Origin of the sequence: Bacillus sp. NEB1478 (genome assembly GCF_031582965.1) — a bacterium.
Taxonomy (GTDB): Bacteria; Bacillota; Bacilli; order Bacillales; family Fictibacillaceae; genus Fictibacillus.
This window is the reverse complement of the sequence record NZ_CP134049.1, coordinates 1609246-1625531: the sequence shown is the minus strand read 5'-3', so window position 1 is coordinate 1625531 and position 16286 is coordinate 1609246. Positions and strand designations below refer to the sequence as shown.

The 16286-nt window shown below is 38.8% G+C and carries 15 protein-coding genes and 2 pseudogenes; 3 read left to right on the top strand and 14 right to left on the bottom strand.

What is annotated here, in order from left to right:
- Positions 1–241 precede the first annotated feature (241 nt).
- The 4 genes from efp to RGB74_RS07910 all read right to left on the bottom strand — a co-directional run bounded on the left by efp (position 242) and on the right by RGB74_RS07910 (position 2943).
- Positions 242–799 carry an elongation factor P gene (efp, locus tag RGB74_RS07925; protein WP_310762438.1) on the bottom strand — a complete coding sequence of 186 codons (558 nt, stop codon included), beginning with the start codon at positions 797–799 and terminating at the stop codon, positions 242–244.
- A gap of 21 nt (positions 800–820) precedes the next feature.
- The gene (locus RGB74_RS07920; RefSeq protein WP_310762437.1) at positions 821–1894 is read right to left on the bottom strand and encodes a M24 family metallopeptidase; all 1074 of its coding nucleotides are present in this window, start codon (positions 1892–1894) and stop codon (positions 821–823) included.
- 11 nt (positions 1895–1905) lie between these two features.
- Entirely contained in the window at positions 1906–2349 is a 444-nt protein-coding gene (gene aroQ / locus RGB74_RS07915; RefSeq protein ID WP_310762436.1) for a type II 3-dehydroquinate dehydratase, read from the bottom strand.
- A 78-nt stretch (positions 2350–2427) separates the two neighbouring features.
- Entirely contained in the window at positions 2428–2943 is a 516-nt protein-coding gene (locus RGB74_RS07910; RefSeq protein WP_310762435.1) for a YqhR family membrane protein, read from the bottom strand.
- A gap of 190 nt (positions 2944–3133) precedes the next feature.
- Between RGB74_RS07910 and RGB74_RS07905 the strand changes: the two genes are divergently transcribed.
- Both RGB74_RS07905 and RGB74_RS07900 read left to right on the top strand, forming a co-directional pair.
- Positions 3134–4075, top strand: coding sequence for a DUF1385 domain-containing protein (locus tag RGB74_RS07905; protein ID WP_310762434.1), 942 nt, complete (start codon positions 3134–3136; stop codon positions 4073–4075).
- Between the two features lie 18 nt (positions 4076–4093).
- On the top strand, positions 4094–4465 hold the full coding sequence (locus RGB74_RS07900) for an SA1362 family protein (protein ID WP_310762433.1): 372 nt from the start codon (positions 4094–4096) through the stop codon (positions 4463–4465).
- Between the two features lie 3 nt (positions 4466–4468).
- Here the strand turns inward: RGB74_RS07900 and RGB74_RS07895 are convergent, their stop codons facing one another.
- From RGB74_RS07895 to RGB74_RS07865, 7 genes and pseudogenes are all read right to left on the bottom strand, one after another.
- Entirely contained in the window at positions 4469–5392 is a 924-nt protein-coding gene (locus RGB74_RS07895; RefSeq protein ID WP_310762432.1) for a patatin-like phospholipase family protein, read from the bottom strand.
- An 85-nt stretch (positions 5393–5477) separates the two neighbouring features.
- Entirely contained in the window at positions 5478–5894 is a 417-nt protein-coding gene (gene mntR / locus RGB74_RS07890; RefSeq protein WP_310762820.1) for a transcriptional regulator MntR, read from the bottom strand.
- A gap of 111 nt (positions 5895–6005) precedes the next feature.
- On the bottom strand, positions 6006–7043 hold the full coding sequence (splB, locus tag RGB74_RS07885; protein WP_310762819.1) for a spore photoproduct lyase: 1038 nt from the start codon (positions 7041–7043) through the stop codon (positions 6006–6008).
- Positions 7044–7137: 94 nt separating this feature from the next.
- Positions 7138–7743 (bottom strand): annotated as a pseudogene (locus RGB74_RS07880) (ribonucleotide-diphosphate reductase subunit alpha); the annotation flags it as partial.
- A 96-nt stretch (positions 7744–7839) separates the two neighbouring features.
- Entirely contained in the window at positions 7840–7971 is a 132-nt protein-coding gene (locus RGB74_RS07875) for an HNH endonuclease (protein ID WP_310762818.1), read from the bottom strand.
- Between the two features lie 241 nt (positions 7972–8212).
- A pseudogene (locus RGB74_RS07870) lies at positions 8213–10168 on the bottom strand (vitamin B12-dependent ribonucleotide reductase); the annotation flags it as partial.
- Between the two features lie 363 nt (positions 10169–10531).
- Positions 10532–11368 carry a lipoate--protein ligase family protein gene (locus RGB74_RS07865; RefSeq protein WP_310762431.1) on the bottom strand — a complete coding sequence of 279 codons (837 nt, stop codon included), beginning with the start codon at positions 11366–11368 and terminating at the stop codon, positions 10532–10534.
- Between the two features lie 151 nt (positions 11369–11519).
- Between RGB74_RS07865 and RGB74_RS07860 the strand changes: the two genes are divergently transcribed.
- Positions 11520–11897: a rhodanese-like domain-containing protein gene (locus tag RGB74_RS07860; protein ID WP_310762430.1), complete on the top strand. Its 378-nt coding sequence runs from the start codon at positions 11520–11522 to the stop codon at positions 11895–11897.
- A gap of 340 nt (positions 11898–12237) precedes the next feature.
- On the opposite strand, the gene gcvPB is transcribed toward RGB74_RS07860, so the two are convergent.
- From gcvPB to gcvT, 3 genes are read right to left on the bottom strand one after another with little or no spacing between them, the layout of a single operon-like run.
- Positions 12238–13695, bottom strand: a complete 1458-nt coding sequence (gene gcvPB, locus RGB74_RS07855) for an aminomethyl-transferring glycine dehydrogenase subunit GcvPB (RefSeq protein ID WP_310762429.1) — start codon at positions 13693–13695, stop codon at positions 12238–12240.
- Positions 13671–15035, bottom strand: coding sequence for an aminomethyl-transferring glycine dehydrogenase subunit GcvPA (gene gcvPA, locus RGB74_RS07850; RefSeq protein WP_310762428.1), 1365 nt, complete (start codon positions 15033–15035; stop codon positions 13671–13673). Before gcvPA ends, gcvPB begins: the two co-directional genes overlap by 25 nt.
- A gap of 24 nt (positions 15036–15059) precedes the next feature.
- Positions 15060–16160, bottom strand: coding sequence for a glycine cleavage system aminomethyltransferase GcvT (gene gcvT, locus RGB74_RS07845; protein WP_310762427.1), 1101 nt, complete (start codon positions 16158–16160; stop codon positions 15060–15062).
- Between the last annotated feature and the right edge of the window lie 126 nt (positions 16161–16286).

Below are 16286 nucleotides of genomic sequence, written 5' to 3'. Positions count from 1 at the left end.
TATCAGTTCAATAGGTAATGAGGATAGAGGAAATTATTGTGAGAGGGTTCGTGTTTTAAGTCTAATTTGGAGTTTATTAAGTCTAATTCACGATGAATTAAGTCTGATTCTTATTAATTAAGTCTAAGCAACAGAAAATTAAGTCTAATTGAAAATAATTAAGCCTTTCTACAATTTTCGAAAAAGCAAACCGCATAAAAAAACCTCACTCCATCACTGGAATGAGGCTGATTTCTATTAATTAAGCGCGAGAAACATAAGCTCCGTTTCGTGTATCGATAATAAGCTTGTCCCCTTGATTTACAAAGAAAGGAACTTGTACGATTAAACCTGTTTCAAGAGTTGCAGGTTTTGTTCCGCCTGAAGCTGTATCACCTTTAATACCAGGCTCTGTTTCAGCAACTACTAGCTCTACAGAATTTGGAAGTTCAACGCCAATTGTTTCACCTTGGTAAGTCATGATATGAACCGTCATATTTTCAAGCAAATATTTCAGTTCATACTCAATTTGAGATGCATTTAGTTCAATTTGTTCGTATGATTCGTTATCCATGAACGTGTGAGTATCACCTGATGCATAAAGGTACTGCATTTTGCGATTTTCAATGTGAGCTTTAGCTACTTTTTCTCCGCCGCGGAATGTTTTTTCTTGTATACCGCCTGTTCTAAGGTTGCGCAGCTTTGAACGAACAAACGCTGCTCCTTTACCTGGTTTAACATGCTGGAATTCTAGCACTTGCCAAATTCCGCCATCTACTTCAATGGTTAATCCTGTTTTAAAATCGTTTACTGAAATCATGTTTTAATCCTCCTGATCTGGTTAACTAATCGTTAAAAGAGTTTTTGTAGATTGAGTTAGTGATTCATTTCCATCTTTCGTAATCAGTGCATCATCTTCAATACGCACTCCGCCTAATCCTGAAACATATATGCCTGGTTCCACTGTAACTATCATCCCTGATTCAAGAATTGTGTCTGATTTAAATGACAATGCAGGACCTTCATGAACATCTAAACCAATCCCATGTCCTGTCGAATGACCAAAATAATCTCCATATCCTTTTGAAGAAATATAATCACGCGTTAAAGCATCTGCTTCTTTTCCGGTCATACCTGGTTTAATGCCTTTCATACCCAGGATCTGTGCATCATAAACAACTTGGTAGATTTCCTTTAGCTCGTCGGATACGTTTCCAATCGCTACAGTACGCGTAATATCCGAACAATAACCTTCGTAGTATGCACCAAAGTCTAAAGTTACTAATTCACCTTTTTCAATGACCTTAGAAGATGCAACACCATGCGGAAGTGCTGAACGGTAACCTGAGGCTACGATAATGTTAAATGAAGAAGAAGCTGCTCCGTTCTTTCTCATAAAGAATTCAAGCTCATTCGATACTTCCCGTTCAGTCTGACCTGGCTTTATAAACTCAATAATATGTGAAAAAGCGGCATCAGCAATTGACGCTGCATCCTTTATTATCTTAATCTCTGAATCATCCTTTATCAAGCGCAACTTTTCCACAAGGCCCGATACAGGTACAAGCTCTGTATCAGAAGATGATAATTGATCCTCATATGTACGGTATCCGGCAAACGTAAGATGATCTTGCTCAAATCCAATTTTCTTTATAGAAAGCTCTTTAGAAATCTTAGCAATTTCTTCTGGAATAGGAGCAGTATGTATAACGATTTTATAATCCTTAGCTTGTTCTCGAGATTGATCACTATATCTAAAATCAGTAACAAGTATCGCATCATTTTTGGTTATCAGCAAAACACCTGAACTTCCTGTAAAGCCACTTAAATAAATGCGGTTTGCGTTTGATGTAATTAACAAAGCATCCATATCATAATTCTCGAATAGTTCTCTCGCTTTTTCAATACGATTCATTAGATTTCCCCCTATTGATTATTGTATACAAATACTTGAAGAGCCAGCTTATAGCTGGTAAAACCAAATCCGGAAATTTGCCCGATTGTCTCTGGGGCAATAACCGACTCCTTACGAAAATCTTCTCTGGCATGGACATTCGATAAATGTACTTCGATAACCGGGACATCCACACTGGCAATTGCATCCCTGATTGCATAACTATAATGTGTATAAGCCCCTGCATTTAATATGATCCCTTGATAGACATTTTCTGCACCATGTATCCAGTCAATAATGTCCCCTTCACTATTACTCTGTTTAAAAGATACATGCAAAGAAAGTTCAGACGCTTCTTTTTCCAGATTCATTTGAAGATCATCAAGTGTTTTGGAACCATATACGGCTGGCTCACGTTTACCTAATCGATTTAAGTTGGGACCATTAATGATCAGAACTTGTTTTCTTTTCTCCATATATTACACCTACCTTTTTGGCAAAAAAAATAGAATGTTCTTACAACATTCTATCATAGCTTTTAATTTTTTGGATAGTTACGTACTTTGTAAGGACTGTTTCTTTTCACCCTTTTTACCGTAGCGTTCATTATATTCAAATGAGATAGAATATCCAACAAAAACACCATATAATATATAAATACAAATCGTTGTAATAATCGTATTTTTACCGATAGTATTCATCGGTTCAAGTCCTGGATATATTGGATGCAGCAGATAAAATACGATTGCCCACAAACCTACTCCAAAAATAATGCCTGCCCACATCGAGTTTATTTTGGCAAAAGCAAATCGATATCCAATTGCTACTAATATAGAAAGCAAAGCTATAATAAAAATACTGATCAACTGACCAAGCCATTCTGCTTTCCACTTGCCAAGTGCCCATGGTGCTAAAACTAAAGCTGGCCCCACTTTTGAAAAGTTCAAATAATAGGCAATAAATCCAAACATTGACCAAATTAAACCTCCAAAAAAACCGATACCTGCTACTCGACTCAAAAAAGAAGATTGTGACTCTTTTTTATTTTGCTCCAGATTATTTTCGTTCATTTGAACACACCTCCGACTTTTTCTAGTATTGCCATAAATATTACAACCCATTACGAAATCGAATCATTCATATTCAGTGTAAATCCTGTATAAAATGGGAAAAATACAAATAATTCAATCCATCTGGAGGATTACCCTGCTTTCCTGTAGAATAGAAAGTACCTACAAAATATTAAGCTGGGGGTCTAACATGACAAAAGAGAAAAAACCCGCATATGGCGGCCAAGCCGTCCTAGAAGGGGTTATGTTTGCCGGGAAACATACGTATGTTACCGCAATAAGGAGAAACGATGATTCGATCGAATACTTTGAAATAAAAAAGGAACCCGCTCCAGTGCTCAGCAAATTAAAAAAGATACCTTTTTTAAGAGGTGTTATTGCAATCATTGAAGCAAGCATGAACGGAACACAGCACTTAAATTTTTCAGCTGAGAGATTTGGTGTAGAGCCTGGTGAAGAGCAAAAAGAAGAAGAAAAACAATCAGGTCTTTCTTTATACCTCAGTATGGCAGTTATCGGGGTACTATCCTTTTTGTTCGGAAAGTTTGTTTTTACACTCGTACCCGTATTTCTAGCTGCATCACTAAAGTTTATCGTCCCAGGTCATCTTGGACAAAATTTATTAGAAGGTATGTTCAAATTATTATTTTTATTAAGCTATATTTATTTTGTTTCATTAACACCTGCCATTAAAAGAGTATTTATGTATCATGGTGCCGAACATAAAGTAATCAACACATTTGAAGCAGGTGATGAACTTACTGTTGAAAATGTAAAACGTCATTCAAGACTTCATTACCGGTGCGGAAGCAGTTTCATATTATTTACGGTAGTGGTAGGAATGTTCATTTATTATTTTTTCCCGGTCGACCCGCTATGGCTGAGAATTTTATGCCGACTTGCGCTTATTCCCGTCGTTTTAGGGGTATCATTTGAAGTATTACAACTGACAAATAAATTACGAGAAATACCTGTATTAAGATATTTAGGTTATCCAGGATTGTGGCTTCAATTAATAACAACAAAAGAACCTGATGAAAAACAAATCGAAGTATCGATTCTTTCTTTTAATGAAATGTTAAAACGTGATGCATCCTATGAAAACGAGAAAAACGCAACTCAAATCGTATAATATGAGGAGGTGAGCCTGTTGCAACAAAATAGCAGAAGATTGCATCCTATCATTTGGTTTGTCATATTACTTGCTGTGGTTGGAATCCTTTATCAGTTGATATCAAAGCCTGGCCAATTAATAACAACCCTTCTGATCGGAGCAGCAGTGATCGCCGTTTTTTACTTTATATTCAATAGAACATCATCGTCAGGAATTAACGGCAAATACAAGAAAGCTGTGAAACAATCGAAGAAACGTTATGGGTCGAACAATAAACAACCCAAAGCTTCACCTTTGTCATCCAATAAAAAAGCAAAAAGTGCTTCACAGAAAAAAAGAGTTAGAGAGCACAATTTAACCGTGATTGAAGGAAAAAAAAGCAAGAAAAAAAATCGGGCCTCCTTTTAAGGATCAGGCTCGATTTTTGTATGAAGGGTATGTTTTTTCGTTCATCCAACCTTGCAAAAACTGTTCTGCACGTTCATATCCAAATTGGTACAGCTCATTTTTGGCTTCTGCAGACAATTGAAAATCAATAACAGATACTTGTTTAACAGGCATAAAAATAATATCTCTCGCATCGTGGGCATCAATATACCGGTTATCATGTGCTTGCATCATTGTTTCAAACAGCGCCTTAAACAAATCAAAAGCATTTTTCACATAATGAGCAGGTATATGGTCATTGAGATAAGAACTTAACTGAAACCCTAAAACTGGCCGTATAGGAATCCTATCTTTCCTTTGAAAAAGCCACATCGGAAAATTACTGAGTACACCTCCGTCAACGATGTAGCTTTTTTGTCCAACCCGATTAAAAAGTTTAATAGGATAGAAAAAATAAGGAAGGCTGCAGCTCATTCTAACAGCCCTGGCAATTGGAAAACGTTCTGGCAAAAGGCCATATTCTTCTAAATCATCAGGAATTACGACTAACCTCCCTCGGGAAATATCTGAGGCGATAATTTTCAAACTGCCTGCCGGTATATCTGCAAATGTAACAATCCCTCGATTTGCAAGTAATCCAGCTACCCAGTTTTCTAAGTAATCTCCCTTAAATAAACCCAGCTTCCAATAAAGCTTCAACCAATTTGTAAATGGAACAGGTACAATCTTATGACTTTTATCCAAAAACTTTCTAAAATCAAGCCCGTCGATAACTTCTTTTAATTCAGATGCCTTGTAGCCAGCTTTAATTAGTGCAGCCATCAGTGCACCTGCACTTGTCCCTGCAACTCTCTCAAAACTAAGACCTTTATCTTCCGCAGCCTCCACCGCACCTATTAATGACAAAGCTTTTATTCCGCCGCCTGAAAAAACGCCGTCTATTCGCATTCAGCATCTCCTCCACTATTATCCTAATAAACAGAAGATGTCCTTTATGCCCCTTTTTCGCAAATAAAAAAACAACCATAATAAATTATGATTGCTCTTGGTCTTCATTTTTCGCTTGAACTTCTCTCAAACCTTTAATACGATTTTTGTCTTCTTCAAAAAACTGAACAAGATCTCCTATGCGGTCTATAGCATTCCAACTTAAATGATGCTCGATTCCTTCAACATCTTGAAAGATATTTTCATCATCTACACCGATAACCTTTAGAAAGTCTTCTAACAATTCATGTCTGTATACTAGGCGCTTACCGAGTTTTTTCCCATTTGGAGTTAAAACAAAGCCTCTGTATTTTTCATAAACGACATACTTGCCTTTGTCGAGTTTTTGAATCATTTTCGTAACAGAAGAGGGATGTACCTCCAGGTTTTCAGCAAGATCAGATACTCTTGCATAACCTTTCTCTTCGATCAGGGCATAGATGCGTTCAATATAGTCTTCCATACTTGGGGTTGGCGGCAAAATGTTCCCTCCCTATACTAGAACCTTAATGGCGTCTAATAAAAGTTTACTATAGAACTAAAAAGGTGACAAGGGAAGGTCCTTTACCTGCAATTAGGTGAAATATTCAATCTTTGCCTCCGGAAACATCGTATGAATGTAATTTTCAACTGTCTCGCGCAATCTCGCAGCTTGATCATCTTGATACACATACTTTCCGATTCCATATCTTCCCCACTTATATTTCCTTTCTTCTTCATTCATCTCCAGCTTGCTTTTGGGATAATTCTTTTCAATAACCCTTTTAGCCGGTTTTGTGAAACGATGCTGAATGAGCTCAAACGTAATATCATGTGTTAAATGCTTAGGTATTTTCGCTTCTAAAATATCAAAAAGCTCTTTGTATCCTTTTTCCCAATCCTTATGAAGGTAAAGAGGAGCAACGATAAATCCAAGAGGGTAACCCGCCTCAGCAACTTTTATTGCGGCATTAATTCTTTCTTCTAAAGGACTTGTACCTAACTCAAAATTCTTAATCACATAATGAGAGTTCACACTAAAGCGAAATCTCGTTTTTCCTTGATGATTGGCATCCAGCAGATGGTCCACATGATGATATTTCGTAGTGAAGCGCAGTCTTCCGAGTTCAGTAGCACCAAAAAATTCGATTGCCTTTTTTAATGAATGTGTTAGGTGGTCAATTCCCACTATATCCGATGTACACGAAGCCTCAAACCGGGTGATCTCTGGAGCCCTTTCTTGCATATATTTCTCGGCTTGAGCAAAAATTTCATCTGTATTCACATAAGTTCTTAAATAGGGTTTACTCCCCAACGTCGTCTGGAGATAACAATAATGGCAGTGACCCATGCATCCCGTTGCTAGCGGAATCGCATATTCAGCAGATGGTTTTGAAGAGTCAAATTTTAGTGTCTTTCTTATCCCAACGACTAATGTTGATTTAGCTGTTCTATATTTTTGAAAATCATTCTCTCCTGGCAGATCACGTATTTGGTTATGTGATGTTGTTTCTCGAATCTCGACTTCCAGCTTGCTGAATTTTTCAAAAAGCTCTTTCCCTAAAGGGTACTCAAGTGCTCTTGGCTCAAAATAAATAAGCTGCGGCATAAACGGTTTATTAGAACCAGCCATGTATCCACCCCAATCTATGAAAAATGATGGAGTTAGTATGTGCGTTTTTTCCCAAAAGAAAAGGAAGGAACTCATTCCAGTTCCTTCCTAAACTTTATAGACCGCATTTAAGCTGTGCATTGCAATTAGTACAAGTGTTGCAGCCGCCGATTTCTTTTACCTTACCTTTTCGGCAAACCGGACAAGTGTTGCCTACCTCATTACCAATCGTAACGTCAGTCGCCCGCAAATCCGTGATCGTATTTAAAATAACAACTTTACTTTTTTCTTCTTCCATTCCTAAATCAATCTCGGTTTGTTCGAATGCCTCTTCAGCTTTTAGCGTAAGAACTTGTGCGTCGCGAGAACCGTCAACATAAACCGTTCCGCCCTTTGCACCGCCTTTGTATAGGCGTTCATATACTTTTTGAACTTGATCAACCTTATATCCTTTAGGTGCATTAACCGTCTTGGAAATTGAGCTGTCAACCCAGCGCTGGATGACACATTGTGTATCAGCATGAGCTTCAGGTGCAAGTTCCATAGCGGCAACAAACCATTCAGGAAGTTCATTTTCATTCGCTTCTGGATTATTATCCAGATACTCTTTTACAATATCCGCTTTTACTTCAATAAATTTACCTAGTCTTCCGCTTCTGAAGTACGAGAAGGAGAAGTAAGGTTCTAATCCTGTGGAGACTCCAACCATGGTTCCTGTGCTCATTTTTGTTACTCTCTAATAAATTTATTAGAGGGTGGGGCTATTAGTACCCACTCCCTATGTCGCCATAAGGATCAGACTATATCATCAACCAGTTTAACTGTTTGAATGTCTCTTTCTGTGACAAGGGTGTTCACATAAACTTACCAAATTAGACAATCGATTTGCTTTTTGCGAATCGCCTTTAAATTGTCTAAAAGGAACAATATGATGTACAGAAAGTTCAATTCTTCTCCATATTTCATCACCTTTTTATATAATCATTCCAAGGTGTTAACACATGAAGTTTCTGGTGCTCGGCATGTAGTCGTTGAGGGGTCAGCCACGACTTCCCTGCGGATTGTCTGCACCTTTTGATTTTTACCATTATATCGTACTGGCAATGTACTGGTACAAAAGGATACTCAGAGTTTCCCGCATATAGCCAAGTTTACGCAGCGCTTTTACAAACACTGGGGGCAATCCGTTTACCCGTAGGAGCCACAGTTAATAAGTGAGAATTTCTAATTCCATTTTCTAAAATCCCTTCAAGCACATCTTGAGGCAGCTTTTTCATGTAGCCCGTCTCGATAAATCGGTTTCGAAGTAATGCAGTTTCTTCTTCAGATGTACCTTCTAAGAATGGGAAGCTTCCCTTTTCTTTCGCAAGTTCAATCGATGTTCGATAAGCAGTTACGGCAATCGTTTCAAAAATTTGATCAACGAGTGCGTTTCCTTCTTCTGATCCATACACAGTCTCACAATAAATCAACAGATCATGAAGTCCCATTACACCTAGACCGACACGACGCTCACCTAGAGCTTGTACACGGTTAGGCTCAAGGAAATATGGTGTTGCATCGATTACGTTATCTTGCATGCGCACACCGACTTCAACCGTTTGTTTCAACTTATCAAAATCAACCGTTTTGCTTTCTTTATCTGCCATGTTCCCGAGGTTAACTGCGGCTAAATTACAGACAGAGTATGGTGCAAGCGGCTGCTCCCCACATGGGTTAGTAGCTACAACCTTCTGTCCATATGCTGTAGCGTTCGTCATGTCATTCGCATTGTCGATAAAGAAAATGCCTGGTTCAGCTGAGTATGTCGCGCATATGTTGATCAGGTTCCATAGTTCAGTAGCTTTGATTCGTTTATAAACGCGAATGCCATAGCCTCTTTCTTCCCATTCACGAACATCCCCAACTTCATGCCACTCGTTGTTGTAAGCTTCCATTTCTTCCGTTGTATAGGACTCTACACTCGGGAAACGGAGTAAGTAGTCATCATCGTTCTCGACCGCTTCCATGAATTCTTTTGTAATCGTAACAGAGATATTTGCCCCTGTAAGGAATTCAGAATTATGAACGCTGTATGTTCCGCCGTCACGAAGCATTGTTTCAGCATCTCTTAATACGTCTGAATCGAAACCACCTGTTCCCGGAATATCCTTATATCGGAGAATTCCTTCATACATTGCTTTTTGAGCCGGTGTTAAAGGAGTAAATTTAAGCTTATCTTGAGCAACTTGCTTAATTTTTTCATCGTTTGTGTTTTCAATTAAATAACGAAGAATTCTAGGATTTTGCATCTTAGAAATAATAAAATCAATGATGTCAGGATGCCAGTCCGCAAGCATGATCATTTGCGCGCCGCGTCTTGATCCGCCTTGCTCAACTAGATGTGTCAATTTCGCAATATCATCCAGCCATGAAACCGATCCAGATGACTTTCCGTTCACGCCTCGCGCCAGAGCATTCTTCGGTCTTAGCGTTGATCCGTTCGTTCCAACACCGCCGCCTCGGCTCATGATCTCCATCACTTGTTTACGGTGATCAGAAATTCCTTCACGCGAGTCTTTGACGTAGGGCATTACATAACAGTTAAAATAAGTAACGTCTGTTTCTGCGCCCGCTCCATATAAGACTCTTCCTGCTGGAACAAAATTCATTTCTGAGAGTTCTTTATAAAACTTCTCCAATGATTCTTGTCTCTTTTCTTCCGATGTTTCTACTGATGCCAGTCCTGTTGCATTTCGGAGAGCAATCTGCTCGTAATAAACTTCCAACGGCTTGTCCATCACATCAAGTGAACGAGTAATCAGACCGCTTTCCGTTTCTTCTGGCTTTTCAAGCACTGCTTTAAATTCATCTTCTACTAAAACAACTGCACTTTTGTCGTCCCAATTAATAGATTGAATGTATCCAAGACCTCTTGCTGGAAATTTCGGATCCTCTTTGACGGTTAAAACGACAAAGTCACCTGGCTTTAGTGTTTTCTTTTCCGTATCTTTAAAACTGTATCGATCAAGCATCACCAGTCTGGAAACACCTTTGTGCGTTGTTTTCATAGCTGATGTTACGGGATGAACTTGTGGAAAATGGGCTATATCTGCATTTAAAGCATCAAAATTGATACCTTTTTTGTTGGTTGCAACTGTGTCCATTTTACTCCTCCTTTTCCATTATGGTACATACGCTGACATCTATATGTTGTATGTATATTCTCTACCCTTATACTATATATACGTAAACTGCCTGTCAAAGAAAAAATCTTGTCAAACTTGAAATCAGGAGTAAACACTCGAAAATTAGTGAAAATAAATCATTTATAATGATTTTATGAAAGATTTGGCTATAAACTAGATTTGTATTATTTGGAATTAATCGTAACCCGCATCAAACCAAACTTTTGCAAAAATCCTTCTTTTGCTTATAAAAAAATTAATTTCTTGACTCTTTTTTTTCAACAGAAGTTACCAAAATAAAAAAAATCGAAGCCTTTGTTTAAAGGTTTCGATCTTCTCTTGTTACCGTCTATATGTCCATTCATCGTTTCGATAACGATTATTTGCGATTTCTTCTACCTCAGCCCATTGTTGATCGGTAAGCGTCATAGGTATTAAATTAACATTAAGCCCTTCTTCAAAACCTTTTTGAAAGGCTGCTTTTGCTTCATCTATTGTAATTGGCTGCTCTACTAAATCATTAATCGCAACAGCTTTTTTCTTAAAAGCAGTCTGCATTCTTTCACGTACCCGATCGCTCGAATACTTGAAGAGATCAAATAACTTGTCTTCTTCCAAATCCAATAAAATAGAACCATGCTGCAAGATAACACCTTTTTGTCTTGTTTGTGCACTTCCAGCCACTTTTCGTCCTTCAACGACCAGTTCATACCAAGAAGGTGCATCAAAACAAACAGCTGAACGGGGATTTTTTAACCCCTCACGTTCTTCTTCTGTTTTAGGTACTGCAAAATAGGCATCTAACCCGAGATTTTGGAATCCTTCCTTAATCCCCTCAGAAATGACTCTGTAGGCTTCGGTAACGGATTGAGGCATCGCTTCATGTTCTTCAGAAACAATGACACTATACGTCAGTTCTTTATCATGAAGAACACCGCGTCCGCCTGTCGGGCGTCTTACAAACCCAAGATTATATTTTTTTACAGCATCCAGATTTATTTCCTTTTCTACTTTTTGAAAATAGCCAATGGATAAAGTCGCTGGATCCCACCCATAGAAACGGATAACTGGAGGGATTTTCCCTTCACTATGCCACGTTAATAACGCCTCATCTAATGCCATGTTAATCGCTGGTTCACAATTCCCTGAATCAATAAAATACCAATTTTCTTTTTGCATGTATTTTCGTCTCCCTGCACTTCATTCGTAACTAGTTTACCAAATTCACTCGAAGTGTCAAAAACAATCGCTTAATCGCTATTTTTCTTTTGCCTATATGGCTTGTCATCGCTATAATTGGAGTAGATTGTTTAAAGGAGTGCAAGTTACAATGGAATGGATTATTTTATTAGTTATCGCAGTAGCTGTTATTGGCTATATGGTGGGTATGGCTTTTTACCAAAAGAAATATTTAAAAACATTAACGGAAGAAGAATTCAAGGCTGGTTATCGTAAAGCGCAATTAATTGATGTGCGTGAGCCAGAAGAGTTTAAAAAAGGACACATTCTTGGAGCACGAAACATTCCTCTTTCTCAAATGAGACAAAGGTTAAAAGAAGTGAGAAACGATCAGCCTGTTTATTTATATTGTGAGAGCGGATTTAGAAGCGCCCGTGCCGCACAATTCTTAAAAAAGAAAAAATACGTTCAGCTCCATCATCTTCAAGGCGGGTTCAAAAAATGGACTGGCCGCGTAAAAAATTCATAACAGCATAATAAAAGCTAACTCTAAGGCTCGTTATTGGCCAATGGAGTTAGCTTTTTTCATTTAATCACTTAATTTCTCCATAAATAATACAGATTAAGTAAATAGAGAGGTTCACCAAACAAAAAAAGGGTCACTTTGACAATAAAAATACCTCTAACAAACAAGCAAGGGGGCTTTTCAGACAAAAAAGCTCCTCTATCAAACAATATTGCAGGCTCTTCAGACAAAAATGCTCCTCTATCAAACAAAAATGCTCTTCTATCAAACAAAAATGCTCTTCTATCAAACAAAAAAGGCTGTTCAAAAGTATCAAATACTTTTGAAACAGCCTCTTTTCATTTTATTTGCTGTATTTCAAGATTGGCTTTCTTGCAGCTGTTGCCTCATCCAATCTTTTTACTACAGTAGTATGTGGAGCTTCTTGAACAATTTCAGGACTTTCTTCCGCTTCTTTTGCGATTTGAATCATCTTATCGATAAATTCATCGAGTGTTTCTTTTGATTCTGTTTCAGTCGGCTCGATCATGATCGCTTCTTCTACACTTAATGGGAAGTAGATTGTAGGCGGGTGGTAACCAAAGTCTAAAAGACGTTTTGCCATATCCAATGTTCTGACGCCTAACTTCTTCTGACGTCGGCCGGATAATACAAATTCATGTTTACAATGCTGTGTAAATGGCAGATCAAAATACGGTTCCAATCTGCGCATTAAATAGTTCGCATTCAATACAGCATTCTCAGACACTTGATGTAAGCCATCAGGACCCATTGTCATGATATACGTAAACGCACGGACATTGATTCCGAAGTTTCCGTAGTAAGGCTTAACACGGCCGATTGATTGCGGTCTGTCGTATTCAAACTTGTAAATATCATTTTCTTTTACAAGAACCGGTTTTGGCAAGAACGGAATCAAGTCAGCTTTTACACCAACTGGTCCTGATCCTGGTCCTCCTCCTCCATGTGGTCCAGTGAACGTTTTATGCAAGTTAAGGTGTACGACATCAAAGCCCATGTCTCCTGGTCTTGCAAATCCTAAAATAGCATTTGCGTTGGCTCCATCATAATAAAGCTTCCCGCCTGCTTCATGGACGATTTTGGCCATCTCAAGGATATGTTCTTCAAAAAGACCAAGTGTGTTTGGATTCGTTAACATTAGAGCTGCAACGTCATGATCTACAACACGCTTCAAATCTTCTAAATCAACCAGCCCGCGTTCATCCGACTTAACGGTAATCGAATCAAATCCTGCAACTGTAGCAGATGCTGGGTTTGTTCCGTGTGCTGAGTCAGGTACGATTACCTTTGTACGGTTAAAATCTCCATTTGCTTCATGATAAGCACGGATCATCATCAGACCTGTCCACTCACCATGAGCTCCCGCAGCCGGCTGCAGCGTTACTTCATCCATTCCAGTAATTTCTGCAAGAGAAGTTTGAAGACGGTACATCATCTCCATAGCACCTTGAACAGTCTCTTCATCTTGAAGCGGATGAATATTAGCAAACCCTGGGAAACGAGCAACATCCTCATTGATTTTCGGGTTATATTTCATCGTACATGAGCCTAGTGGATAGAACCCTGAGTCAACACCATGGTTGCGGTTTGACAATGCTGTATAATGGCGAACAATCTGTAGTTCTGATACTTCCGGAAGTTCCGGTTCTTCCGTACGCAAATAATCTGAAGGAATAATGGATTCCACATCTACTTCAGGAACGTCCAGATCAGGAATGCTATAACCTACACGGCCTGGTTTTGACAATTCAAAAATTAATGACTGATGTTCTGTACGCATGATAATCCCTCCAAAACATTTGCAAGTTGGTCAATTTCTTCTTTTGTTCGCATTTCTGTTACGGCAAGCAGCATATGGTTTTTCAGCTCAGGATAAGATAAACCAAGGTCATATCCGCCGATCATACCTGATTCTAGCAATTTTTGGTTTGCTTCTTTAGCTGAACATTTTAATTCAATAACGAATTCGTTGAAGAACGATCCTTCGTAAGCTATTTTCAAGCCTTTTTCTTCAACTATTTTTTTTGCATAATGTGCCTTTTGAATGTTTTGATAAGCTACTTCCTTCACACCTTTTTTACCTAGTGCTGTCATAGCTATTGAAGCAGCAAGTGCATTTAACGCCTGATTCGAACAGATGTTGCTTGTTGCTTTATCGCGTCTGATATGCTGTTCGCGCGCTTGAAGTGTTAATACGAATCCACGCTTTCCATCTTCATCAACTGTTTGTCCTACTAAACGACCTGGCACTTTACGCATGAGTTTTGCAGTGACTGCAAAATAACCACAGTGAGGACCACCAAAACCTTGCGCGATTCCAAATGGCTGAGCATCACCCACTACAATATCCGCTCCAAATTTACCTGGAGGCGTAATCGCTCCTAATGCAAGTGGATTTGAGGAAACAACGAACATCCCTTTTTGGGTGTGAATAATTTCTTCAATTTCTTTTAACGGCTCAATTTGTCCTAAGAAGTTAGGATACTGTACAATGACACATGCTGTATCTTCATTAACAGCTGAACGCAGTCCGTTAAGTGAAGTGACCCCATTCTCTGTATCTACTTCAACTACTTCCAAATGCTGTCCTTTTGCATACGTTTTCAGCACATCACGCGATTCAGGGTGAACAGATTTAGAAACAACGATTTTCTTTCTGCGTGTTTGAGCAGCAGATAGTAATCCTGCTTCAGCAAGAGCCGTTCCGCCATCGTACATAGAAGAGTTTGCTACATCCATGCCCGTTAGTTCACAAATCATCGTTTGAAATTCAAAAATAGCCTGCAGCTCACCTTGAGAAATTTCTGGCTGGTATGGTGTATAAGCTGTATAGAACTCAGATCGTAAAAGCATATGATTCACGATTGATGGTGTGTAGTGGTCATATACACCTGCACCTAAAAATGAAGCATATTCTTTTGTATTTTTGTTTTTTGCTGCAAGGCGTGACATTTCTTTTACAAGAGCAGGCTCTGACAGAGCTTCTTCAATTTGCAGTCTTCCTCTGAAGCGCACTTGCTCGGGAATATCCTGAAAAAGTTCTTCTGTCGTTTCAATTCCGATCGTTTCAAGCATTTCTTTTTTGTCTTGGTCTGTCATAGGTAAATAACGGAACGTCATTGGTTTCTCCCCCTTAGCACAGGATTATTTTCCTCGTTTATAAAATGGTGAAGCTACTACTTTTGCTTTTAAGCGCTTTTGGCGAATTTGAACTTCAACTTCAGTTCCCAATTCACTGTATTCTTTTTCTAGAAGAGCCAACCCTAGGTTCTTTTTCAACGTTGGTGATTGTGTCCCCGTTGTCACTTCTCCGATTTTCACGTCACCTTTAAACACTTCATAATGAGAACGCGGAATACCTTTATCGATCATTTCTATTCCGACAAGCTTTCTCGGTGCTCCCTCTTTCTTTTGTTGAGCAAGGACATCTTTCCCGATGAAATCAGCTTCCTTATCCGTTTTTACAGCAAATCCAATGCCTGCTTCAAGCGGTGTAATATCCTTTGTTAACTCTTGCCCATAAAGTGCAAGCTTTGCTTCGAAACGAAGCGTATCACGAGCTCCTAATCCACAAGGCAGCAAACCATCTTCGCTTCCTGCTTCCAAAATCTGAGTCCATAATTTCTCTGCTTCTGCTTGGTTAAGATAGATCTCAAAGCCGTCTTCTCCGGTATAACCTGTTCTTGATACAAGAGCAGTTATTCCTGCTAATGAAACGTCTTCCTTAAAACGGAAAAATCCGATTTCAGATAGATTAGTATCTGTTAGTTTTTGCAGTATGTTTTCGGCATTTGGCCCTTGGATAGCTAGCTGAGCGTATTCAGGAGACACGTTAACAAGTTCCACGCCTTCAGTAACATGACTTTGAAGCCACTCAAAATCTTTTTCAATATTTGAGGCATTCACAACAAGCAGGTAGTCGTTATCTGCTCTTTTGTATACTAAAAGATCATCTACTGTACCGCCATTCTCATAGCACATCGCAGTATATTGAGCCTGGCCGTTTTGCAGCTTGGACACATCATTTGTCATCGTATACTGAAGGAATGACAAAGCGTTTGGCCCTTTTACATCAAATTCACCCATATGTGAAACATCAAATAATCCAGCCTTTGTTCGAACTGCTTCATGTTCCTCTTTAATACTTGAGAATTGAACAGGCAATTCCCAACCACCGAAATCAATCACTTTTCCACCATGTTCTTTGTATATATCAAACAGCGGTGTACGCAGTAATGTAGCCATGTGAACTCCTCCTTTTTCATAACTTGAAATTTTCAATTATTTCTGGACAAAAAAAGGACAGAAAGACCCCTAAGTTTTTAGGAATCCTCTGTCCTGCAACCTGTAAGTTTCTCAAAAAACCTTGAG

Coding starts and splice junctions, on each gene's coding strand:
- RGB74_RS07860 (WP_310762430.1), top strand. CDS start 11,520: ATGGAATGGATTATTTTATTAGTTATCGCAGTAGCTGTTATTGGCTAT.
- aroQ (WP_310762436.1), bottom strand. CDS start 2,349: ATGGAGAAAAGAAAACAAGTTCTGATCATTAATGGTCCCAACTTAAAT.
- RGB74_RS07910 (WP_310762435.1), bottom strand. CDS start 2,943: ATGAACGAAAATAATCTGGAGCAAAATAAAAAAGAGTCACAATCTTCT.
- RGB74_RS07920 (WP_310762437.1), bottom strand. CDS start 1,894: ATGAATCGTATTGAAAAAGCGAGAGAACTATTCGAGAATTATGATATG.
- gcvPB (WP_310762429.1), bottom strand. CDS start 13,695: ATGCGTACAGAACATCAGTCATTAATTTTTGAATTGTCAAAACCAGGC.
- splB (WP_310762819.1), bottom strand. CDS start 7,043: ATGGCTGGTTCTAATAAACCGTTTATGCCGCAGCTTATTTATTTTGAG.
- gcvPA (WP_310762428.1), bottom strand. CDS start 15,035: ATGACGTTCCGTTATTTACCTATGACAGACCAAGACAAAAAAGAAATG.
- efp (WP_310762438.1), bottom strand. CDS start 799: ATGATTTCAGTAAACGATTTTAAAACAGGATTAACCATTGAAGTAGAT.
- gcvT (WP_310762427.1), bottom strand. CDS start 16,160: ATGGCTACATTACTGCGTACACCGCTGTTTGATATATACAAAGAACAT.
- RGB74_RS07895 (WP_310762432.1), bottom strand. CDS start 5,392: ATGCGAATAGACGGCGTTTTTTCAGGCGGCGGAATAAAAGCTTTGTCA.
- RGB74_RS07905 (WP_310762434.1), top strand. CDS start 3,134: ATGACAAAAGAGAAAAAACCCGCATATGGCGGCCAAGCCGTCCTAGAA.
- RGB74_RS07865 (WP_310762431.1), bottom strand. CDS start 11,368: ATGCAAAAAGAAAATTGGTATTTTATTGATTCAGGGAATTGTGAACCA.
- mntR (WP_310762820.1), bottom strand. CDS start 5,894: ATGGAAGACTATATTGAACGCATCTATGCCCTGATCGAAGAGAAAGGT.